We start from the raw sequence: 22428 nt of genomic DNA, 5'->3' as shown, positions 1-22428 counted from the left end.
AAATTTGTGCTGTAAAGACTGTGCTATTTTATGTGGACAAAGCAGAAACGTCGATCAATCAAAGTACGCTTTGTACTACCTCTTATGACGGTGGGAGTCTTAAGCTATTTCAGTTATCACATTTATCATGGTGAGTATGGATTGTATTCACGCAGTGAAGTTAATCAGCATATTAGCGAATTAGAAAAGGAGCTTCATAAAATAGAAGCTGAGCGGATATTCATGGAAAAGCGTATTTCTCTTTTACGCAATGGGCATATAGAAAAAGATATGTTGGATGAGTATGTCCGAAAGAATTTGAACTTTTCTAAGCCAAATGAATTGACGATCTTAATACCTTGAAATGATACCAAAGGTAAATGAAAAATCGCTTAATTTAAACAACAATCAGCAATGATATTGTTTAAGCCGATTGATAAGGCTTGTAACTTTTGTTCGTAAAGGTTATTCCTAAATAATCATAAAAGGGAGTTTAATATGGCAGAACGACTTAAAAAAAATTCTGCGTCGGCGGCGCGCACTGCATTATCAAGCACCACAAAGAAAGCACCAATAGCAGATTTTACAAAAGAAGAAGAAATTGATGCTTATCGTGAAATGCTTTTAATTCGCCGTTTTGAAGAAAAAGCAGGACAACTTTATGGTATGGGGCTTATTGGGGGATTTTGTCACCTTTATATTGGTCAGGAAGCCGTTGTTATAGGAACATTGAAAGCGGCAAAAGAAGGTGATCAGGTTATTACGTCTTACCGTGATCATGGACATATGTTAGCGGTTGGGATGAGTCCGCGTGGTGTCATGGCAGAATTAACGGGGCGCCAAGGTGGCTTTTCCAAAGGGAAAGGTGGCTCGATGCATATGTTCTCTAAAGAAAAGAACTTTTATGGAGGACATGGTATTGTTGGTGCGCAGGTTCCCATTGGTTCAGGTTTGGCATTTTCGAATCAATATCTTGGTAAAGATAATGTGACATTGGTTTATTTTGGTGATGGTGCTGCAAATCAGGGGCAGGTTTACGAGAGTTTTAATATGGCTTCACTTTGGAAGCTTCCCGTTGTTTATATTATTGAAAACAATCAGTATGCTATGGGAACATCAGTTTCACGTGCATCTGCAGAAACTGATTTTTCCCGACGCGGTCTTTCTTTTGAAATTCCAGGTATTGTTGTTGACGGTATGGATGTTCGATCAGTAAAAGGAGCTGCTGATGAAGCAATTTCTTGGGCACGCTCAGGTAAAGGACCGATCATTCTTGATATGCAGACCTATCGCTATCGTGGTCATTCCATGTCTGATCCAGCAAAATATCGTTCCAAGGAAGAAGTCCAAAAAATAAAAGAGGAGCACGATCCGATTGATCAAGTAAAAAGTCGGATTCTTAAAAAAAATTGGGCGAGCGAAGACGATTTAAAATCTGTTGAGAAAGAGGTCCGTGCAATTGTTGCTGATGCGGTAGATTTTGCACAAAGTGATCAAGAGCCAGATGCTTCTGAGCTCTATACTGATATTTTAGTTTGATGCGAGGGAAGCAAGTATGTCTATTGATATTTTGATGCCGGCGCTTTCACCAACTATGGAAGAAGGTAAACTGTCTAAATGGCTCAAGAAAGAAGGTGATAAGGTTAGCTCTGGCGATGTTATTGCTGAAATTGAAACGGATAAGGCTACAATGGAAGTAGAGGCCGTTGATGAAGGTACTCTTGGTAAAATTTTTGTGCCTGAAGGTTCAGAAGGCGTAAGGGTTAACACTGTTATTGCAATTTTGTTAGAAGAAGGTGAGCGTGCTGAGGATATTTCGCAACCTACTGATACAGCACAAAAACCTAAGGAATCTGCTCTTTCTCTACCTTTGTCAGTTCCGCAGGCTGCTCCTACTTTTGATACATCTCTTAATTTTGATATTCCAGCGGGAACACAAATGGTTACAATGACAGTTCGTGAAGCGCTTAATCAGGCTTTGGCTGAAGAAATGCGGCGTGATGAAACAGTTTTTCTTATGGGGGAAGAAGTCGCGCAATATCAAGGTGCCTATAAGGTTAGTCAGGGTTTGTTGGAAGAGTTCGGGGAACGCCGAGTTATTGATACCCCAATTACAGAGCACGGCTTTGCTGGGCTGGCTGTTGGGGCTGCTTTTGGTGGGTTACGTCCTATTGTCGAGTTTATGACCTTTAATTTTGCGATGCAGGCGATGGACCAAATTATTAACTCAGCAGCCAAAACACGTTATATGTCTGGTGGACAAATGACCGCTCCTATGGTTTTCCGAGGTCCCAATGGTGCGGCTGCCCGTGTTGGTGCTCAACATTCTCAATGCTATGCTGCATGGTATAGTCATGTACCAGGTCTGAAAGTTGTCATGCCTTATAGTGCTGCAGATGCAAAAGGTTTGCTGAAAGCTGCTATTCGTGATGATAATCCTGTTATTTTCCTTGAAAATGAGATTTTGTATGGGCATCAATTTGATGTTCCTCAACTGGATGACTTTCTTTTGCCTATTGGTAAGGCGCGTATTCATAAGTCTGGACAAGATGTGACGATTGTTGCATGTGGAATTGGGATGCATTATGCTGTTCAAGCGTTACCAGAAATTGAAAAACTTGGTATTGATGTTGAATTGATTGATTTACGAACCATTCGCCCTATGGATCTTCCAACAATTCTTTCGTCAGTTAAAAAAACAGGTCGTTTGGTAACAATTGAAGAGGGATTTCCTCAGTCATCCGTGGGAACTGAAATAGCAACGCGTGTTATGCAGCAGGCTTTTGACTATCTTGATGCGCCAATTGCTACGATTTCTGGCAAAGATGTTCCGATGCCTTATGCCGCTAATCTTGAGAAGTTGGCTTTGCCTAATACTGCTGAAATTATTGAGGCAGTTCAGGCTGTGACATACAGAGCATAACGGAGGAAAGCATAATGCCCATTAAAATTACAATGCCAGCGCTTTCCCCTACGATGGAAGAGGGAAATTTAACAAAATGGAATATTAAGGAGGGAGATAAGGTTTCCTCTGGTGATGTTATTGCTGAAATTGAGACGGATAAAGCGACAATGGAAGTCGAAGCCGTTGATGAAGGTAGGGTTGCTAAAATTGTTGTTCCTGCTGGAACACAAGGCGTTAAAGTAAATGCTTTAATTGTTGTTTTAGCAGAAGAAGGTGAAGATTTAGCTGAAGCTGCAAAAGTTGCAGAAGAAATCTCTTCTTCTACAAGACAAAAACCAGAGGGCATCAAACAGACAGATTCTCTGAAACAGACGGACTCAAAGGGAATAAAAATGTCTCATGAATCATCAACTGGGCAATTAATACAGCAAGATAAAAAGGAAGCTCGTCTTTTTGCCTCTCCCTTAGCGCGGCGATTAGCATCTCAGGCAGGTCTTGATTTATCCCTTATTTCTGGAAGTGGTCCGCATGGGCGCATTATTAAGCGCGATGTAGAAAAAGCTGTGAGCAGCGATATGTCTAAAGTGTCTTATTCATCATCGATAGGGGAGCTAATAGCTACAGGTGCTTCGGACAAACAGATATTGAAACTCTTCAAAGAGGATGAATATAGCTTCGCTCCCCATAATAATATGCGTAAAACAATCGCGACACGTTTGGTGGAATCAAAACAGAGAGTCCCACATTTCTATGTAACGGTAGATTGTGAACTTGATGCGCTATTAGCACTGCGTACACAACTAAATGCTGCTGCTCCAATGGTTAAGGGGCAGGAAGAAACTCAGCCTACTTATAAGCTTTCTGTTAATGATATGGTGATCAAAGCTGTTGCACTTTCTTTGAAAACGGTTCCTGATGCGAATGTTTCTTGGCTTGAAGGCGGGATGCTTCATCATAAACATTGTGATGTTGGGGTTGCTGTTTCTATTCCCAATGGATTAATTACACCGATTATTCGCCATGCAGAGAAAAAGCCGTTATCACTTATTTCCAAAGAGATGAAGGATTTTGCAAAGCGTGCGCGCGAGGGCAAGTTAAAAATGGAAGAATATCAGGGTGGAACAACAGCTGTATCAAATATGGGGATGTATGGTATAAAAAGTTTTTCGGCTATTCTTAATCCACCGCATGCGACGATTTTTGCGATTGGTGCAGGGGAGCAACGCGCCGTTGTTAAAAATGGTGCATTAGTTGTTGCGACAGTTATGTCAGTTACGCTTTCTGCGGATCATCGTGCTGTCGATGGTGCTTTAGCAGCAGAGCTCGCGCGGACTTTTAAGAAGATGATTGAAAATCCATTAGCAATGTTGGTTTGAACTGTTTAACAGTTCTTCACGTAAATTGTGAGAGAGTGTATTTAAGAGAATAGAAACAAATTTAAAGAGTTTGAAGAGCAGAGGTATTGCTATTTCTGGTTTGGGTAAAGCATTTACGTGAAGCTTAAAGCAAAGACATAAGATAATTCTCTCATATTGTTTTACAGTCTTAAGTTCAAAAAATGCATATCCATTTTATATATATATCCATGGAGGAATTACTGTGGCAAATCTTTATGATGTAATTGTGATTGGATCAGGTCCAGGCGGATATGTAACCGCAATTCGTGCAGCACAATGTGGCTTTAAGACTGCGATTGTTGAACGTGAACATTTGGGAGGGATCTGTTTAAATTGGGGATGTATTCCAACAAAGGCCCTTCTACGTTCAGCGGAAATGAAACATTTTGCTGAACATGCGACAAATTATGGATTAAAAATTAATGGTTCAATTGAGGCAAACATCAAAGATGTTGTGGCACGTTCACGGGGTGTTTCAGCACGTTTAAATGCTGGTGTTGGTTTTTTAATGAAAAAAAACAAAATTGATATTATCTGGGGTGAAGCAAAGCTTACTAAAGAAGCAAAGGGAAGCCTTCCTGCGGAAATTATGGTTTTTTCATCCTCCAAACCGATTATGCAACCGCAAAATCCAGTCCCTAAAGGGACGTTAGGGGAGGGAACTTATCAAGCAAAGCATATCATTATTGCAACGGGCGCACATCCTCGTGTCCTTCCTGGTATTGAGCCAGATGGAAAACTCATTTGGACTTATTTTGAAGCTATGATACCGCCAGCAATGCCAAAATCGCTTTTGGTTATAGGGTCTGGGGCTATTGGCATTGAATTTGCTTCTTTTTATCATGATATGGGGGCGACAGTAACTGTTGTTGAAATGATGCCCCATATCATGCCTGCTGAAGATATTGAAATTTCAACGTTTGCTCGTAAACAGTTAGAGAAAAAAGGTTTACGCATTCTTCGTCAAGCAAAAGTAACAAAGGTTGAAAAATCTTCCGATTCTGTAAGTGTACATATTGATGTTCAAGGTAAAATAGAGTCAATGACTGTTGACCGGTTGATTTCCGCTGTTGGGGTGCAAGGTAATATTGAGAATCTTGGTTTAGAAGCTTTGGGAATAAAAACCGATCGCGGCTGCATTGTAACTGATGAATGGAGTTGGACGGGGGTGGAAGGCATTTATGCTATTGGTGATGTAGCAGGTCCTCCTATGTTGGCCCATAAAGCAGAAGAAGAAGGTGTGATATGTATTGAGCATCTTGCAGGTTTGAAAAGCGCTCATCCACTTGATAAAAGAAAAATTCCAGGGTGTACATATTGTACACCACAGGTTGCCTCTGTAGGGCTTTCAGAAGCGGCAGCAAAAGAAGCAGGTTATGATATACGTATTGGTCGTTATTCTTTTGCTGCGAATGGTAAGGCGATTGCTTTGGGTGAAGATCAGGGGTTAGTAAAAACGATTTTTGATAAAAAAACAGGACAGCTTCTCGGGGCCCATATGGTAGGGGCTGAGGTAACAGAATTGATACAGGGTTTTGTTATTGCTATGAATCTTGAAACAACAGAAGAAGAATTAATGCATACTGTCTTTCCACATCCGACCTTATCGGAAATGATGAAAGAAAGTGTATTAGATGCTTATGGTCAAGTTTTAAACGCTTGATGACTGGATTGTATGAAAAATTTTATATTTTTGATTGTTACTTCGTATTTATAAGGCAAAGGCTTAAATGGTTACGGTTGTTGATAGAGTTGCAAATAGACGATTGCGTCATCCTGAAAAGGCACATCGTCCTGATACAAGCGTTCAAAAAAAGCCAGATTGGATTCGTGTAAAAGCGCCAACATCACCAATTTATAAGGAAACACATAGTATTGTACGTACGCATAAGTTAGTGACTGTATGTGAAGAAGCTGGTTGTCCTAATATTGGCGAATGTTGGAGCCAGAGGCATGCTAGCTTTATGATTTTAGGTGAAATATGTACGCGTGCTTGTGCTTTTTGTAACGTTGCAACAGGTATTCCACTTGCCGTTGATGATAATGAGCCAGAACGTGTCGCTGATGCTGTTGCACGGATGGAATTAAAACATGTTGTCATTACATCTGTTGATCGTGATGATCTTGCTGATGGTGGTGCTGAGCATTTTGCAAAAGTTATTTATGCGATTCGTCAAAAAACTCCTAAAACAACAATTGAAGTTCTTACACCTGATTTTCGTCATAAGGATGGCGCTTTAGAAGTTGTTGTTGCTGCTAAGCCTGATGTTTTTAATCATAACTTAGAAACAGTTCCTTCTAAATATTTGAAGGTCCGTCCAGGGGCACGTTATTTTCATTCAATTCGTTTATTACAACGTGTTAAAGAACTTGATCCAACAATTTTTACAAAATCGGGAATTATGGTTGGCCTTGGGGAGGAGCGAAATGAAGTTTTGCAATTGATGGATGATTTGCGCGCTGCTGATGTTGACTTTATGACAATTGGACAATATTTGCAGCCTACACGAAAACATCATCCAGTTGTTCGTTTTGTGCCTCCTGAAGAATTTGAGTCTTTTGCCAAGATTGGTAAAGTAAAAGGATTTTTACATATGGCCTCCAATCCTCTAACGCGTTCATCTCATCATGCTGGAGATGATTTTGCCATTTTGCAAAAAGCGCGTGATGAAAAATTTTCCTTACAGAGATAATTATGCCGATTTTTACAATACATCGGCAGATCACCCATAGTGCCAGTGAAATGTTTGATCTGGTTTCAGATATTGAGCGTTATCCTGAATTTTTACCAATGTGTGAGTCTTTAATAATACGTTCTCGAAAAGAATATGGAAAAAAAATATTGCTTCTTGCGGATATGACCGTTGGCTATAAGATTATTCGTGAAACTTTTACGACTCAAGTATTTCTTCAGCCGGAAAAAAGTCTTATAGAAGTTAAATATATTGATGGTCCATTCAAATATCTTGAAAATCGTTGGGCCTTTCATGATATTGAAAATACCAATGCATGTAATGTAGAGTTTTTTATTGATTATGAATTTAAAAGTAAAACGCTTGGATTAGTGATGGGCTCAATGTTTGATATTGCGTTTCGTAAATTTACCGAGGCTTTTGAGAAGCGTGCGCATCAGATTTATGGCTCTACGGTAACATAGTCTATTCTGTTATTTTTTAACAATACGTATTGCTTAAACAGCGTGAAGGTGAAAACCGGTTTCCATCTTTACTATTTGTTTTTAATTCAGCTTTCAAAAGCATATTGAGGGAATATCATTTTAAATGATGAAGATGATGCACAGTTTCATGCTTTTGTTTCTCTCTTTTTTAATGGATGCACACTCGTTAAACAAAACGCCCAAATAGAACATGCTTGCGTCATACCCATTTCATAATAGTGCTCATAATAAATAGTATAGATTCTCGTAAAAGTATATAAAATCTACATCTGTACACTTATGAAGAAGTTCTCCTGTATCATTTATTTGCCATCTCTCAAGATGTTGTACCAGCTCTTAGCACTTGAGAGAGAGGTACAAGTTTCCCTTTCATTAATCATTTTATTTATACAGTTTTTTCTCTTGTGGCGTGTAAGTGAATAAATTTGATTAATTCAACCTACACAGGACTAAAGTGAGATAATTTTAGGCTAGTCAGATCGTTCATTTTCAAGTTGTGATACAATAAAATTTTTTCAAGATGTTGACGATTATAGACTCGATGGGGAATAAAGAATTTTGAAATTAGTATGGGGAATTCAGTGAAGCAATTCCAGAATCATTTTAAAAGCATTTTCAACAGTTGCATGGCGGATAGCATTGCGATTAAGATGAGCAAAGTGCATTTCTTTGTGCAGGGGGGAGTGGTTTTTATAAGCTACTGCGCAATGCACAAGTCCTACAGGTTTATCAAGACTTGCACCTCCTGGACCAGCAATTCCTGTTACAGAAACTGCAATGTCAGCTTGTGAATGTTTTAATCCACCCTCAGCCATTGCAAGAGCAACTTCTTTTGAAACGGCACCATAGGTTTTTATAAGTTCAGCACAAACGCCAACAAGGCGTGTTTTAGATTCATTTGAATAAACAACAAATCCACAATCGAGAACATCTGACGATCCTGCTATATTTGTGAGGCATGCAGCAATGAGTCCCCCTGTACAAGACTCTACAGTTGTTAACAGCAAACCTTTTTGGCGAAAGGTATTAAGAACTTCATGTGCTTGTTTTTCACAAAGATATGTCATTGGGGAATTTCTCCTGAATAAAGAACGCTCGCTGTTGCAAGAGCAGCAATTCCCTCACCACGACCAATAAATCCAAGCTTTTCATTTGTTGTTGCTTTGATAGAGATACGATCAGGTGTTATTGCAAGTATTGTTATAAGATTTTCTGTCATGGCATGACGATATGGACTAATTTTAGGATTTTCAGCGATAATTGTGATATCAACATTGGCGATACGACCACCTGCTTGTTTTATAATATCAAGAGCATGACGGAGAAAAATTTCTGATGATACATTTTTCCATTGAGGATCAGAGGGAGGAAAATGTGTACCGATATCTCCAGCACCTTGAGTTGCAAGAAGGGCATCTGTTAATGCATGAAGAGCAACATCCGCATCGGAGTGTCCATTTAATTTTTTATGAAAAGGGATTTTTATACCACATAATATAAGAAAATCACCATCCTCAAAAGAGTGAACATCATAACCATTGCCGGTACGAATATCAGGAAATATTTGCATTTTCTTTTGGAGATATAAATGTGCAGTATTAAAATCTTCATGCCATGTAATTTTTATGTTGTTAGGATCTCCAGGAACGGTACGCATAGGAATTCCAAACCATTCGGCAATTGCAGAATCGTCAGTGAATTCTTGTTTGCAAGCTTGTTTTGCTTGTTTATGGGCCGCTAAGATATGTTCAAAGGGAAAACACTGTGGAGTTTGTGCACTATAAAGATGGGTACGGGGAATTGTTTCTAAAACATGCTGATTATTTATACGTTTAAGGGTATCAGAGATGGGCAGAACAGGAAGAACACCTTCTTGAGGCGTGATAGTGTTGTGAATGTTATTAAGAAGCTTGTTTTCGATAAAAGGGCGTGCACCATCATGAATATGCACATATTGGGGGGCAAATTTTTTGAGTGCCTGAAGTCCATATAAGGTAGAGATTTGACGTGTATTGCCTCCTTCAACGATAATAAGGCGCTCTTTAAAATCGTCAATAGCTTGTTCACAGATTTGACGATCTTCTGGATGAATAACAAGAATAATTGTTGTGATAGCTGGATGCTGCAAAAAACAATGCACGGTATGATAAATAATTGGCTTTTGTCCTAGAAGCCGATATTGTTTTGGAATTTTATGGGGAGATCCTGCTCTTTCACCCCGTCCAGCGGCTAATATTATTGCTGCAATAGAAATACTTAATCTCCTTGTATTATAATCTTAGTTTGCTTTTTTGTCATTAATTTTAAAATGATTTTGAAAGGATGGTTGTTGTAGATCAGCAAGGGATATCACGGATAACACCTCAAAAAAAGCATTTAATGCTTTTTGAAGTGCGGTATTTAAACCACAAAAATCAAACAAGGGGCAAGTTGGTTCTGCAGTATCGAAACATTCTGCGAGGGAAAAGTTGTCTTCTGTTACTTTCACAACATCCGCAACTGAAATTTCTGCTGCGGGTTTAGCCAATCTAACTCCACCATTGCGTCCACGCACTGTTTGTATAAAACCTGCTTGAACAAGCAGCTGAAGGATTTTAAATAAAAAAAGCTCTGAAACGGCATATGCTTTAGCAATTTCTGGAACACGACTGAGAGTTCCCTGATTATCTGCACAATACATAAGCATTCGAAGAGCATAATTTGTTTGTTTTGTTAATCGCATCTCATTTCCTTCGTAAAGTATCGTCGAACACAGTCTATTTTAAAGATATTTTGCAAAATGTAGAAGTTTTTTCTCGTTGACTATATTTGCCTATTTTAAATGTAGTATTAGTATTGTCAATTTTTGCTACAAAAGGTTATATGAGAATAATGGGATAAGGGTATGTAAGCTCATGACGAATATAACATCTGTGACGAATCTTCAAGACATAGATAAAAATACTTATAACGATGAGTTGTATCGTTTAAGTAAGGTATATATTTTTTTAGGGATTACAATTATTGTATTGGCTTTACTTACGGCCTCTGTTTCATTTATTATTCTTATTGGATTAACTCCTGTTGTTCCCAGTAGAACAGTAACCCTTATTCTTATAGGAATTAATAGTTTTTGGGTTTTAGGGCTTATTGTCATCGTTTTTTATGAGATGATACCGATCATTCGTGCTTGGCGTTCAAGGCGTGCAGGATCGCGTCTTCATGTGCGCCTTATTTCATTGTTTGCACTTGTTGCGACAATGCCAGCTGTTGCTGTAGCTCTTGTATCGGGTCCAGCACTAAATTTGGGACTTGATCGATGGTTTGATACAACAACGCGGCAAATTGTGGGCTCTTCTATTGATTTAGCAAATGCTTATGCAGATGAAATGCTCCAAAATTTAAAAAATTTATCCTACGCGATGGCATTTGCACTTGATAACAAAAAACTCTTAGAACGTAATCCAGCTGAATATAGGATGCAATTGACGCGTCATGCTCTAGGACGCAATTTGCGTGGTGCATTTTTGTTAAGTTCTAGTGGAGCTATTTTTGTATCGAGTGCTCTTGGTGATGAAGATAAACTGCCAATTCCTCCTTCTCATCTTATTGAACGTGCAACCAGTGCGAGACCTTTTTCTTTTCAACCAGGCGTTCATGATTATTTTGGTATTATTTTAAAATTTACCAATATTCCAAACACATTTTTATATTTGGTGCGTGACGTTGATAAAGGTGTTTTATCTGCTTTGCGTTTGACAGAAGTTAATACAGATCGTTATCGTGATTTAAATGAGAATCGCCTGCTGACACAGATTGCATTTGGTATGCTTTATTTGTGTCTTTTTTTTAGTTTATTCTTATCAGCCATTTGGGCTGCTATTGCTGTTGCTGATCGCTTAGTACGTCCTATTCGTCTTCTCATTAGTGCTGCCGATGATGTTGCTTCTGGAAATATGGAAATTTTCGTGCCAGTACGAGCAAAAGATGGAGATATTGGGCAATTATCCAAAACTTTTAATTACATGGTCAGTGAATTGAAAAGTCGGCGTAATGAATTGATTGCAGTGCGTGATCAAATTGATGAAAGACGGCGTTTTTCTGAAGCTGTGTTATCGGGTGTAACAGCGGGAGTAGCAGGTATAGATGATAATGGTGATATCACCATTATCAATCGGTCTATTGAAGCGATGTTTGATATTCGCTCAGAGCGCGTTGTTGGAAAAAGTCTTTTATCTTTAAGCGCTGAAATTTGGCAGGTTTTTCAGTTTGTGCGTTCATTGGATCGTAAAAACCATCGTGAGCAGGTCACTTTAAACGTTGCAGGAAAAGAGCGTGTCTGTAATGTCCAAGTTACGATGGAGGAGGATGATGGACAAGGGCAATCTTGGGTTCTAACAATTGATGATATTACAGACCTTGTTGCAGCGCAACGTACAGCGGCGTGGGCGGATATTGCGCGGCGTATTGCACACGAAATTAAAAATCCTCTTACACCTATTCAGTTATCCGCTGAACGCATTCGTAAACGTTATAACAAAGCTATTACACAAGATAGAGAGGTCTTTGAGCGGTGTATTGACACAATTATTCGGCAGGTTGGAGATATTGGGCGTATGGTTGATGAGTTTTCCTCTTTTGCACGTATGCCCAAACCCAAAATGCATATTTTAGATATACGAGAATTGTTGCGCGAAGCATGTTTCTTGATAGAGGTGACGCGACATGATATTCATTTTGAGCAAGATTTAGGAACTCTACCACTTATGGGTGCATTTGATAACCGTCTCATTGTACAGGCTTTTTGCAATGTTATCAAAAACGCGAGCGAATCCATAGATTCAGTTATGCGAGAGGAAAATATTCACGGTCATATTCTTATCCGTTCTTATCGTCAGGAAGAATGGGTGGTTGTGGATGTTGTTGATAACGGGAAAGGACTTCCTAAAGAGCAAAGACAAAAGTTATTAGAACCCTATATAACAACGCGGGAAAAAGGAACAGGGCTGGGGTTAGCTATTGTGCGCAAAGTTATTGAAGATCACGGTGGTTTCATGGAGCTTCATGATGCACCGGAGAGTTTTTATGAAGGTCGTGGTGCGATGATCCGTTTGATATTTCCAGCGGATGGGGGTAAGCAGGGTAATATTATACAAGCCATAAATCATAAGATAGGGGAATAGTATGGTATCAGATATCTTGATTGTTGATGATGAAGCAGATATTCGTGAGCTTGTTGCTGGTATTTTAGATGATGAAGGTTATGAAACGCGTGTTGCTTGTAACTCTGATGAAGCATTGGCTCAAATTAGTGAGCGTATTCCAAAGCTCATTTTTTTGGATATTTGGCTACAGGGTAGTCGTCTCGATGGTTTAGCACTGCTTGATGAAATTAAAACACAATATCCGGCTCTTCCGGTCGTTATGATCTCTGGTCATGGTAATATTGAGACGGCTGTTTCCGCTATAAAGCGAGGGGCATATGATTTCATTGAAAAACCTTTTAAAGCTGATAGACTTGTATTGGTTGCAGAGAGAACACTTGAAAATTCAAATTTAAAACGTGAGCTTTTAGAATTGCGAAAGCGTTCGAACGAGACATTAGAGTTGCTCGGAAAATCGACAGTTATAAAAAATTTGCGTCAAATCATAGAAAAAGTAGCACCAACCAATAGTCGCATCATGATAACAGGTCCTTCAGGGGCAGGAAAAGAGACTGTTGCACGAGCTATTCATGCGCTCTCAACGCGTTCGAATGGGCCATTTGTTACAATAAATGCTGCAACGATTACTCCGGAAAGAATGGAAATAGAGCTGTTTGGCAGCGAAATGGAGGGAAGAGAGCGTAAAATTGGTGCCTTAGAGGAAGCTCATGGCGGTATCTTATATCTTGATGAAATTGCTGATATGCCGCGTGAGACTCAAGGGAAGATTCTTCGGGTTTTAACGGGGCAAACATTTGAGAGAATTGGCGGCACAAAACGTGTTAAGGTGGATGTCCGTATCATTTCTTCGACAGCGCAAAATCTTGAAAACCTCATTTCTGATGGGCGCTTTAGGGAGGATCTTTTTCACCGTCTTTCCGTTGTTCCTATTGTTGTTCCGCCCCTTTCAGCGCGTCGTGAAGATATTCCAGAACTTGTACATCATTTTGTAAAAACAATATCACAGCAGGTTGGGATTAAACCGCGTGCAATCAGTGATGATGTGATTGCTATTTTGCAAACGCACGCTTGGCCGGGTAATGTGCGGCAATTACGTAATAATATTGAGCGTCTTCTTATTCTTGTGCGGGATGGTGATGGTCCTATAACAGCGGACTTTCTTCCCAGTGAAGTAAGTGATTCTTTGCCACGTCTTCAAATGGATTCAGATGAAAGTATAATGGATTTGCCGTTACGTGAAGCTCGAGAATTATTTGAAAAGAGATATTTAGTGGCGCAGATTGGGCGTTTGGGTGGAAATATATCACGTACTGCTGAATTTATAGGCATGGAGCGTTCAGCTTTGCACCGTAAACTTAAAGCGCTTGGAGTTTCTTAAAGCGATGCGTATTATTATTTGTGGAGCAGGACAGGTTGGTTATGGGATAGCAGAGCGTCTTGCTGCTGAAAATCACGATGTTACTGTTATTGATATTGAAACGAGATTAATTGAAAAGATTCGCGATACATTGGATGTGAGAGGTTTTGTTGGTCACGGTTCACGGCCTGAAGTTCTTTTGGCTGCAGATGCAGACAAAGCTGATATGTTGATTGCTGTCACTTTGTTTGATGAAGTTAATATGGTAGCTTGCCAAGTAGCACATTCATTATTTAATGTGCCCACAAAAATTGCTCGTATTCGCTCACAATCTTATTTAGAACCACGTTATAAGACGCTTTTTTCCAGAGAGAATATTCCCATTGATGTGGTTATTTCGCCAGAAGTTGAAGTTGGGGAAATGGTTTTGCGCCGTATTGCTTTACCTGGTGCAATAGATGTTCTTTATTTTTGTAATGATGATATTGTGGCACTAGCTTTGGAATGCATGGAAGATTGTCCCGTTATTAATACACCTTTGCGTCAATTAACAGAGCTTTTTCCAGATCTTCATACGACGGTTACTGCTATTAAACGTGGCGCGGAATTATTGGTTGCACATTCAGAAACGCAACTACGCGTTGGTGATATAACCTATCTTGTTGTTTCTCGTGAACAGATGCGTCGTGCTGTTGGGCTTTTTGGTCATAAAGAACAAGATGCCCACCGCATGATTATTGCAGGGGGTGGCCACATTGGCCTTTATGTTGCACAGGCTATTGAAAAGCGTTTCCATAAATTAAAATTGAAGATCATAGAAGCGCATAGAGAAAGAGCCCTCACAATTGCTGATCAGCTTGAAAAAACAACAGTTTTATACGGTAACGTGTTAGATCCAGTGATTCTTCAAGATGCGGGAATTGATCAGTCCGATTTAATGATTACATTGACCAATCAAGATCAGGTTAATCTCTTAAGCGCTATTATTGCTAAAAGATTGGGCTGCAAAGCCAATATGGTATTGATTAATAATGTTGCCTATCAAGAATTTAGTCGTGCTGTTGGTGTGGATGCATATCTTAATCCCCATAGTGTTACAATATCGAGAATTTTGCAACAAATGCGCCGTGGGCGTATTCGTTCTGTTCATTCAGTTTTTAATGGCCGAGCAGAAATTATTGAAGCTGAAGTGATGCAAACATCTTCATTGGTTGGTAAGTCATTATCAGAGCTCAATTTATCAGATGGTTTGAGAATTGGTGCAATTTATCGCAATAAGACAATAATACAGCTTTCGGCAGATACGCGTATTTTGTCTGGTGATAGAATAGTGATTTTTGCTCTTGCTGATAGGGTTCGTGATGTTGAACAACTCTTTCGCGTAAGTTTAGAATATTTTTGATATATTATCTATGGATATTTGTACTTTTTGGTATAGTGGACAATTAAGATTGGTGGATAGGCTTTGTTTGTCTTCAATGGTTAAAACTGGACAGCGCGTTAAGCTTTTTAGTTATGATAAAAAATAGATAATCTCCCTGCTGGTGTTGAGCTGCATGAAGCCGAATCAATTTTACCACGCTCAGCAATTTATCGCCTTGATCCCGATTTTTCTGATGATAAATTAGGGTGTACAATTGTTCAGTTCTCGGATTTTTTTCGTGTTATGCTGATGAAATATCAACAAGGTGTTTGGTTAGATACAGATGTTTACCTTGTTAAACAATTTCATCCAGATGCGGATAAGGTTTGGTTGGCAAGAGAAAATAATACAAGAGTAGGCGTTTCTGCACTTTATTTTCCGCCCAATAACCCTATTATAAAAATATTTGAGGATTATTGGGCTGGCACAGAAATTATTCCTCATTGGCTTGGGTTTAAGCGTCGTGTTTGGAGACCGTTCTGGTTAAAGAGGAAAAAAATGCCGATTTTACCGGGAAATCTTGGCGTTACAATATTTGGCAATGATGGTATTTCACGATTAGCAAAACGATATGGTTTTTTTCATGAAGCAAAGGAAAAGGAAACTTTTTATTATTGGACTGGGCGAAAAACTGAACGTATTTTTGAACCAGCTTTTGGCGTAAAGCCGCTTACAGATTCACGCTTGATAGGCTTTCATATTCACAGAAAGACAAAGACCACGAAAAGACCTCAGGAAGGAAGTTTTTACCATTGGGCGGTATCTCGCATTCCGGATGTTCATCATTTGTTTAGGTAGAGTTATTATTGCTATTTTAACTATTGAGATTTTAATCTATCTTATACAATCTCTTGATTGTAGCTTGCACAAGAGAGTAATGTTAACATATGGACAAAAACATTGAATGTGTAAAGAGCGGTTGTTATATGAACGGAAAGTAAAAATATGAGTGATCCAATGAAAACAGCATTAAGCCTTGTTCCTATGGTTATTGAACAAACAAATCGTGGTGAACGGGCCTATGATATTTTTTCCCGTCTTTTAAAGGAACGGATTATTTTTATTAATGGACCTGTTGAAGATGGTATGGCAATGCTTGTTTGTGCACAATTGCTTTTTTTGGAAGCGGAAAATCCTAAAAAAGAAATTAGTCTTTATATTAATTCTCCAGGTGGTGTCGTAACATCTGGTATGGCTATTTATGATACTATGCAGTTTATTCGCCCTCCTGTTTCTACGCTTTGCATGGGGCAAGCGGCATCTATGGGGTCTTTATTATTAACGGCTGGAGCAAAAGGTCATCGTTTTACATTGCCAAACGCACGTATTATGGTGCATCAACCATCTGGTGGTTTTCAAGGTCAAGCTTCAGATATTGAGCGACATGCGCAAGATATTATAAAGATGAAACGGCGTTTAAATGAAATTTATGTTCAACATACGAGTCAAGATTATGAGGTTATAGAGAGAACTCTCGATCGCGATCATTTTATGACAGCAGAAGAAGCCAAAGCGTTTGGCTTAGTTGATGATGTTATACAATACCGTGCAGAAACTGAAAAAGAAGAAAAAGATTAAGAATTTTTATAGAAAAAACAGCTACTTTAAATCAAGAGTTTTATAAAAAATATCGCAAAATAAGAGAAACACCTAAAAGTATTGAGACATGCATGGTTTTCTATATGTCTTTTAGTTTTCATGATGAAAGGCTTCCTTTGAAAAGGCAAAGTGTTCATATATTGTGGTGAAAGGAAAGAAAAATGAGCAAAATTAGCAATAGCGGGAACGAATCAAAAAATACTCTCTATTGCTCGTTCTGCGGCAAGAGTCAGCATGAGGTGCGTAAGCTCATTGCGGGGCCTACTGTATTTATCTGTGATGAATGTGTAGAGCTTTGCATGGATATTATTCGGGAAGAAAATAAGTCTTCTGGGGTTAAGGTGCGTGATGGTGTTCCTACGCCACAGGAAATTATAACAGTTCTTGATGACTATGTTATTGGTCAGCAGCATGCAAAGCGTGTTCTTTCTGTTGCTGTTCATAATCATTATAAACGGTTGGCGCATCAGTCTAAAAGCAATGATATTGAGTTGGCTAAATCAAATATTCTTCTTGTTGGTCCAACGGGTTGTGGTAAAACTTATCTTGCACAAACATTAGCACGTATTATTGATGTGCCTTTTACGATGGCGGATGCGACCACTTTGACTGAAGCGGGTTATGTGGGAGAAGATGTTGAAAATATTATTTTGAAGCTTCTTCAAGCAGCAGATTATAATGTTGAACGTGCGCAGCGTGGTATTGTTTATATTGATGAGGTTGATAAGATTTCTCGTAAAGCAGACAATCCTTCTATTACAAGAGATGTTTCGGGGGAAGGAGTTCAGCAAGCATTATTAAAAATTATGGAAGGAACGATTGCTTCTGTTCCTCCTCAAGGTGGACGTAAGCATCCGCAACAAGAGTTTCTTCAGGTTGACACCACAAACATCTTATTCATTTGTGGGGGAGCTTTTGCAGGTTTAGAACGGATCATTTCAGGGCGTGGTGAAAAAACTTCTATTGGTTTTTCTGCGACTGTTAAGGCTCCGGATGAGCGTTGTGTCGGTGAAATTTTTCGTGATTTAGAGCCTGAAGATCTTATTAAATTTGGTTTAATACCAGAATTTATTGGGCGGCTTCCTATAGTCGCTACCTTAGAGGATTTAGATGTTAACGCCCTCATGCAAATTTTATCCCAACCTAAAAATGCGTTAGTAAAGCAATATCAGCGTCTTTTTGAAATGGAGAATGTTGAGTTAGCATTTCATGAAGATGCTTTACGTGTTATTGCAAAGAAAGCAATTGAACGTAAAACTGGTGCTCGTGGTTTACGTTCTATTATGGAGAAGATCCTTCTTGAGACGATGTTTGAGCTACCGGCTCTTGAAGGCGTTCAAAAAGTGGTTATTTCGAGTGATGTCGTTGATGGTAAAGCGCGTCCTCTTTATATTTACTCAGAACGTGCAGAAGATAAAGAAAATGTATCAGCATGACACTGTGCGATGCACAATATAAAAGGTGGTAGTGAACGGTATTTGATAGGTGTTTCTAATAATATCATTATAATGCTTGATTTATGTATGAGTAATTACCACTTCATGTACAGTGAAGAGCTGAGATTTTCTAAAGGTGGGCTAATTGTTGTAGATAGCTCATAGGCTCCAGAAAGGAGAGTTATGCAATATATTGATGAAAAGACAGATGAAGTAAGAGATGGGGTTTATGCTGTTTTACCTCTTCGTGATATTGTTGTCTTCCCCCATATGATTGTTCCACTTTTTGTGGGCCGCGAAAAATCAATTCGTGCTCTTGAAGAAACGATGGCGGTTGATAAGCAAATACTATTGGTGACACAAAAAAATGCTTCTGATGACGATCCAAAATCAGAGGATATTTATCATATTGGTACATTTGCTAATATTCTTCAACTTTTAAAGCTTCCTGATGGTACTGTAAAGGTTTTGGTTGAAGGAACTGCACGTGCAAAAATTAGTCAATTTGCTTTAAGTGAAGGTTATCATCAGGCTTTTGCAACTGTTACAGAAGAACCTAGAGAGAGTGATGTTGAGATTGAAGCTCTTTCAAGGTCAGTGATTACTTATTTTGAAAACTATGTAAAGCTTAATAAAAAAATCTCTCCTGAAGTTGTGAATGCGATTGGCCAGCTTGATAATCCTTCTAAGCTTGCCGATACGATTGCTTCTCATTTGATGATTAAACTGGCAGAAAAACAGGAAATATTAGAGCTCTTACCTGTGCGGGCCCGTCTTGAACGTGTTTTGTCCTTCATGGAAGGAGAAATTTCTGTTTTGCAGGTTGAAAAACGTATTCGTTCGCATGTTAAACGGCAAATGGAAAAAAACCAACGAGAATATTATCTCAATGAGCAGATGAAGGCTATTCAAAAAGAGTTAGGAGCAGGTGATGATAGCCGAGATGAACTCTCTGAATTAGAAGAACGTATCAAAAATACAAAACTATCCAAGGAAGCGCAGGAAAAAGCTGGAGCAGAATTGAGAAAATTACGGAATATGTCTCCGATGTCTGCAGAAGCGACAGTTGTACGTAACTATCTTGATTGGTTATTAGCAATGCCTTGGGGTAAAAAATCTAAGATTAAAAACAATTTAGATTTTGCTGAAAAGGTCATGAATAATGAACATTTTGGTCTTGAAAAAGTTAAGGAGCGAATTATTGAATATTTGGCCGTACAAAGTCGCGCGTCAAAGATAAAAGGTCCCATTATTTGTTTATTAGGTCCTCCAGGTGTAGGGAAAACATCATTAGCGCGCTCTATTGCAAAGGCAACGGGACGTGAGTATGTTCGTATCTCATTGGGAGGTGTCCGAGATGAAGCAGAAATTCGTGGACATCGCCGAACATATATTGGATCGATGCCTGGAAAAATTATCCAGTCTATGAAAAAAGCAAAAAAATCTAATCCGCTTTTCTTGCTTGATGAAATTGATAAAATGGGCCAAGATTTTCGTGGCGATCCTTCATCCGCTTTATTAGAAGTTCTTGATCCTGAACAAAATGGTACATTCATTGATCACTATTTGGAAGTTGAATATGATCTTTCTGATGTCATGTTTATCACAACTGCCAATACGCTTAATATTCCAGGTCCGTTAATGGATCGTATGGAAATTATTCGTATCGCTGGTTATACTGAATGTGAGAAAATGGAAATTGTTAAACAGCATCTTTTACCAAAGGCACTAAAAGATCACTGTTTGTCTAAAAAAGAACTCAGTATTTCTGATGGAGCACTAAGGTCAATTATTCAGTTTTATACACGTGAGGCAGGCGTTCGTAACCTTGAACGTGAACTCATGAAAATTTCCCGCAAATCCGTTACAAAAATTCTCAAAACACATCAAAAATCTGTAAAAGTTACAGAAAGTAATATTCATGATTTCTTGGGTGTTAAACGTTATCATTACAATCAGATTGAAGGAGAAAATCAAGTTGGTGTTGTAACAGGTCTTGCGTGGACAGAAGTCGGTGGAGAGTTATTGACTATTGAAGGAGTTATGATGCCCGGCAAAGGGAAGATGACTGTAACTGGAAATTTACGTGATATTATGAAAGAGTCCATTTCAGCGGCAGCATCTTATGTACGTTCTCGTGCTGTTGATTTTGGTATTGAACCTCCACTTTTTGAAAAACGCGATATCCATGTTCATGTTCCAGAGGGTGCGACACCAAAAGATGGCCCATCGGCTGGGATTGCAATGGTGACAGCAATTGTTTCGGTCCTTACAGGAGTAGCTGTGCATAAAGATATTGCAATGACTGGTGAAATTACTTTACGTGGACGCGTTTTACCCATTGGTGGATTAAAAGAAAAACTCTTAGCAGCTCTTCGAGGAGGGATAAAAAAAGTACTTATTCCTGAAGAAAATGCAAAAGATTTGGTTGATATTCCTGATGATGTCAAAAATAATATGGAAATTATTCCGGTAAATCATGTGAGTGAAGTTTTGAAACACGCTTTGGTTCGTTTTCCAGACACTATTGAATGGAAAGAACCCTCTACAGGGGCTGTGCCAATCCGGTCAGAGAGCAGTGATAGTGAAGGGATACAGATTGCGCACTGATTCACTTATCTCATTTATAACGGCATTTTTTAGGTGGTAGAAGGTGTTGTTGAGGTTATTATTCTGTTTTTTGTTGGAAAAAGTGAAAAATTCCGTGAATAACTGTGATTATTGCTAAAAAAACAATGTTTTGGATAAAAATAAGACTTCTGTTTGCTGTACTTTTCAATAAACTGACCAATAACATGATTAAGTCATGTTCAGGTAATATAGGGAAAGGAAATATTTTATGAATAAAAGTGAATTCGTTAGCTCCGTTGCTGAAAAGGCAGGTGTTTCGAAAGCGCAAGCTGGTGCTGTTGTTGATGCTTTTATGGCTTCTGTAACAGAAGCTTTGGCTTCAGGGGGAGATGTTCGTCTTCCAGGTTTTGGCACTTTTGAAGTTTCTCATCGTGCTGCAACAAAGGGGCGTAATCCTTCAACTGGTGCTGAAATCGATATTCCAGCACGTTCTGTACCCAAATTTTCTGCAGGAAAAAGCCTTAAAGAAGCAGTTAATAAAAAATAATTTAAGCTACATTAAAAAAACCCGATTTATTTATAAGCGGGTTTTTTTAACACATGTGTTATGCTTGTTTTTCACATAAAGCTTTGAGATCCTTGCGATATTTTTTATTTTCATGTATTGCTGAAATATATTGTTTTTAGTCTTTTCAATGAAATATTGTACTGTATTAATTGAGCGCGGGTATGGCTTATAAAATGTAATATTAACTTTTATTACGCTGAAGTGTTACGGTATTTATTTCAAAACAAGATCCGTAAATAATATGAAGCGGAAAACTCTGTAAAGTCCATAAAAGTTATTATATATCACCATTTACGCTTAATAAAAGTGCATGTTGGTGCCACCGTGCTATCTATTTTCTCAGTTCCTATAATGTTGCGACTAGCCCCAGATATCTGAGACGAGTGCATAAGGGATAGTTTTATTCTTTTACTCTTATACGCCAACCTTTCTTGTGACGCACCAAGAGGATAATTTTATTGATTTATTATAAGATCCTGAAATAAAAAAATCTTTTGATATTCAGATTTGGTTTTTAATATTGGGATTTTTCTTGGCATTTGAGAGGGGAGAGATAGCTCCAGCTCTATCCTACAAATATTTTTTCCATATCTTTGTTTCACTTGTGATATGCAAGCGAGTATTTTTCCTTCATCATACAAGAGTTAAAATGAGAGAACATCACAAATTTTGAGGGAGGAAGTTAAAAAACAGAAAAATTACTCTTATAAAATAATATACATTACGTAATATAAAAAATATTAATAAAGATAGTACAGTATTACTTGTGTATCTCCATTTATTTATTTTGATTATTCATAATATGTTTATATAATTATTTTGTTTTTAGTCATTAAATCATATTAAATTATTGATAGCGGTAAAGTTTTTT

The 22428-nt window shown here is 38.5% G+C and carries 17 protein-coding genes and 1 pseudogene; 15 read left to right on the top strand and 3 right to left on the bottom strand.

Annotation, left to right across the window (positions count from 1 at the left end; translation table 11 throughout):
* Positions 1-30: 30 nt before the first annotated feature.
* The 7 genes from ACFIL8_RS04120 (at position 31) to ACFIL8_RS04090 (ending at position 7438) form a co-directional block, all read left to right on the top strand.
* Complete coding sequence (locus ACFIL8_RS04120) at positions 31-342, top strand: septum formation initiator family protein (RefSeq protein WP_012754998.1); 312 nt, start codon at positions 31-33, stop codon at positions 340-342.
* Between the two features lie 135 nt (positions 343-477).
* On the top strand, positions 478-1518 hold the full coding sequence (gene pdhA / locus ACFIL8_RS04115; protein WP_375611269.1) for a pyruvate dehydrogenase (acetyl-transferring) E1 component subunit alpha: 1041 nt from the start codon (positions 478-480) through the stop codon (positions 1516-1518).
* A gap of 16 nt (positions 1519-1534) precedes the next feature.
* The gene (locus tag ACFIL8_RS04110) at positions 1535-2902 is read left to right on the top strand and encodes a pyruvate dehydrogenase complex E1 component subunit beta (RefSeq protein ID WP_375638116.1); all 1368 of its coding nucleotides are present in this window, start codon (positions 1535-1537) and stop codon (positions 2900-2902) included.
* A gap of 14 nt (positions 2903-2916) precedes the next feature.
* A complete protein-coding gene (locus ACFIL8_RS04105; protein WP_375681190.1) occupies positions 2917-4260 on the top strand; it encodes a pyruvate dehydrogenase complex dihydrolipoamide acetyltransferase in 1344 nt (447 codons plus the stop codon).
* A 223-nt stretch (positions 4261-4483) separates the two neighbouring features.
* Complete coding sequence (lpdA, locus tag ACFIL8_RS04100; protein WP_375681191.1) at positions 4484-5944, top strand: dihydrolipoyl dehydrogenase; 1461 nt, start codon at positions 4484-4486, stop codon at positions 5942-5944.
* Positions 5945-6011: 67 nt separating this feature from the next.
* Positions 6012-6974: a lipoyl synthase gene (gene lipA, locus ACFIL8_RS04095; RefSeq protein ID WP_375612897.1), complete on the top strand. Its 963-nt coding sequence runs from the start codon at positions 6012-6014 to the stop codon at positions 6972-6974.
* Between the two features lie 2 nt (positions 6975-6976).
* Positions 6977-7438: a type II toxin-antitoxin system RatA family toxin gene (locus ACFIL8_RS04090; RefSeq protein WP_273791149.1), complete on the top strand. Its 462-nt coding sequence runs from the start codon at positions 6977-6979 to the stop codon at positions 7436-7438.
* 599 nt (positions 7439-8037) lie between these two features.
* Here ACFIL8_RS04090 and ACFIL8_RS04085 read toward each other — a convergent pair.
* From ACFIL8_RS04085 to rirA, 3 genes are read right to left on the bottom strand one after another with little or no spacing between them, the layout of a single operon-like run.
* On the bottom strand, positions 8038-8526 hold the full coding sequence (locus ACFIL8_RS04085; RefSeq protein WP_375628982.1) for a CinA family protein: 489 nt from the start codon (positions 8524-8526) through the stop codon (positions 8038-8040).
* Positions 8523-9713 carry a bifunctional 2-C-methyl-D-erythritol 4-phosphate cytidylyltransferase/2-C-methyl-D-erythritol 2,4-cyclodiphosphate synthase gene (locus ACFIL8_RS04080; RefSeq protein ID WP_375688976.1) on the bottom strand — a complete coding sequence of 397 codons (1191 nt, stop codon included), beginning with the start codon at positions 9711-9713 and terminating at the stop codon, positions 8523-8525. Before ACFIL8_RS04080 ends, ACFIL8_RS04085 begins: the two co-directional genes overlap by 4 nt.
* 24 nt (positions 9714-9737) lie before the next feature.
* Positions 9738-10181, bottom strand: a complete 444-nt coding sequence (gene rirA / locus ACFIL8_RS04075; RefSeq protein ID WP_375611276.1) for an iron-responsive transcriptional regulator RirA — start codon at positions 10179-10181, stop codon at positions 9738-9740.
* 172 nt (positions 10182-10353) lie between these two features.
* Between rirA and ACFIL8_RS04070 the strand changes: the two genes are divergently transcribed.
* The 8 genes and pseudogenes from ACFIL8_RS04070 (at position 10354) to ACFIL8_RS04035 (ending at position 21536) form a co-directional block, all read left to right on the top strand.
* A complete protein-coding gene (locus ACFIL8_RS04070) occupies positions 10354-12621 on the top strand; it encodes an ATP-binding protein (RefSeq protein WP_375611277.1) in 2268 nt (755 codons plus the stop codon).
* 1 nt (position 12622) lies between these two features.
* Positions 12623-13981, top strand: coding sequence for a sigma-54-dependent transcriptional regulator (locus tag ACFIL8_RS04065; protein ID WP_375611278.1), 1359 nt, complete (start codon positions 12623-12625; stop codon positions 13979-13981).
* A gap of 4 nt (positions 13982-13985) precedes the next feature.
* Entirely contained in the window at positions 13986-15362 is a 1377-nt protein-coding gene (gene trkA / locus ACFIL8_RS04060) for a Trk system potassium transporter TrkA (RefSeq protein WP_375611279.1), read from the top strand.
* A 10-nt stretch (positions 15363-15372) separates the two neighbouring features.
* Positions 15373-16181, top strand: a pseudogene (locus tag ACFIL8_RS04055) (hypothetical protein).
* Between the two features lie 147 nt (positions 16182-16328).
* Positions 16329-16961, top strand: coding sequence for an ATP-dependent Clp endopeptidase proteolytic subunit ClpP (gene clpP, locus ACFIL8_RS04050; RefSeq protein ID WP_375611281.1), 633 nt, complete (start codon positions 16329-16331; stop codon positions 16959-16961).
* Between the two features lie 182 nt (positions 16962-17143).
* Positions 17144-18418, top strand: coding sequence for an ATP-dependent Clp protease ATP-binding subunit ClpX (gene clpX / locus ACFIL8_RS04045; protein WP_273723371.1), 1275 nt, complete (start codon positions 17144-17146; stop codon positions 18416-18418).
* Between the two features lie 183 nt (positions 18419-18601).
* A complete protein-coding gene (gene lon / locus ACFIL8_RS04040; RefSeq protein WP_375612894.1) occupies positions 18602-21028 on the top strand; it encodes an endopeptidase La in 2427 nt (808 codons plus the stop codon).
* Between the two features lie 229 nt (positions 21029-21257).
* Positions 21258-21536, top strand: a complete 279-nt coding sequence (locus tag ACFIL8_RS04035; RefSeq protein WP_375611283.1) for an HU family DNA-binding protein — start codon at positions 21258-21260, stop codon at positions 21534-21536.
* Positions 21537-22428: the final 892 nt, after the last annotated feature.

The sequence above is a fragment of the Bartonella sp. AP57NXGY genome (assembly GCF_042195805.1).
GTDB lineage: Bacteria > Pseudomonadota > Alphaproteobacteria > Rhizobiales > Rhizobiaceae > Bartonella.
Note: the sequence above shows the minus strand (reverse complement) of the source record. Positions and strands in the feature narration are given on the sequence as shown.

Bases quoted from the DNA above. Each gene is read 5' to 3' on its own strand.
- ACFIL8_RS04120 (WP_012754998.1), top strand. From the start codon at position 31: ATGTGGACAAAGCAGAAACGTCGATCAATCAAAGTACGCTTTGTACTA.
- pdhA (WP_375611269.1), top strand. From the start codon at position 478: ATGGCAGAACGACTTAAAAAAAATTCTGCGTCGGCGGCGCGCACTGCA.
- ACFIL8_RS04110 (WP_375638116.1), top strand. From the start codon at position 1,535: ATGTCTATTGATATTTTGATGCCGGCGCTTTCACCAACTATGGAAGAA.
- ACFIL8_RS04105 (WP_375681190.1), top strand. From the start codon at position 2,917: ATGCCCATTAAAATTACAATGCCAGCGCTTTCCCCTACGATGGAAGAG.
- lipA (WP_375612897.1), top strand. From the start codon at position 6,012: ATGGTTACGGTTGTTGATAGAGTTGCAAATAGACGATTGCGTCATCCT.
- ACFIL8_RS04090 (WP_273791149.1), top strand. From the start codon at position 6,977: ATGCCGATTTTTACAATACATCGGCAGATCACCCATAGTGCCAGTGAA.
- ACFIL8_RS04085 (WP_375628982.1), bottom strand. From the start codon at position 8,526: ATGACATATCTTTGTGAAAAACAAGCACATGAAGTTCTTAATACCTTT.
- rirA (WP_375611276.1), bottom strand. From the start codon at position 10,181: ATGCGATTAACAAAACAAACAAATTATGCTCTTCGAATGCTTATGTAT.
- ACFIL8_RS04070 (WP_375611277.1), top strand. From the start codon at position 10,354: ATGACGAATATAACATCTGTGACGAATCTTCAAGACATAGATAAAAAT.
- ACFIL8_RS04065 (WP_375611278.1), top strand. From the start codon at position 12,623: ATGGTATCAGATATCTTGATTGTTGATGATGAAGCAGATATTCGTGAG.
- trkA (WP_375611279.1), top strand. From the start codon at position 13,986: ATGCGTATTATTATTTGTGGAGCAGGACAGGTTGGTTATGGGATAGCA.
- clpP (WP_375611281.1), top strand. From the start codon at position 16,329: ATGAGTGATCCAATGAAAACAGCATTAAGCCTTGTTCCTATGGTTATT.
- clpX (WP_273723371.1), top strand. From the start codon at position 17,144: ATGAGCAAAATTAGCAATAGCGGGAACGAATCAAAAAATACTCTCTAT.
- lon (WP_375612894.1), top strand. From the start codon at position 18,602: ATGCAATATATTGATGAAAAGACAGATGAAGTAAGAGATGGGGTTTAT.
- ACFIL8_RS04035 (WP_375611283.1), top strand. From the start codon at position 21,258: ATGAATAAAAGTGAATTCGTTAGCTCCGTTGCTGAAAAGGCAGGTGTT.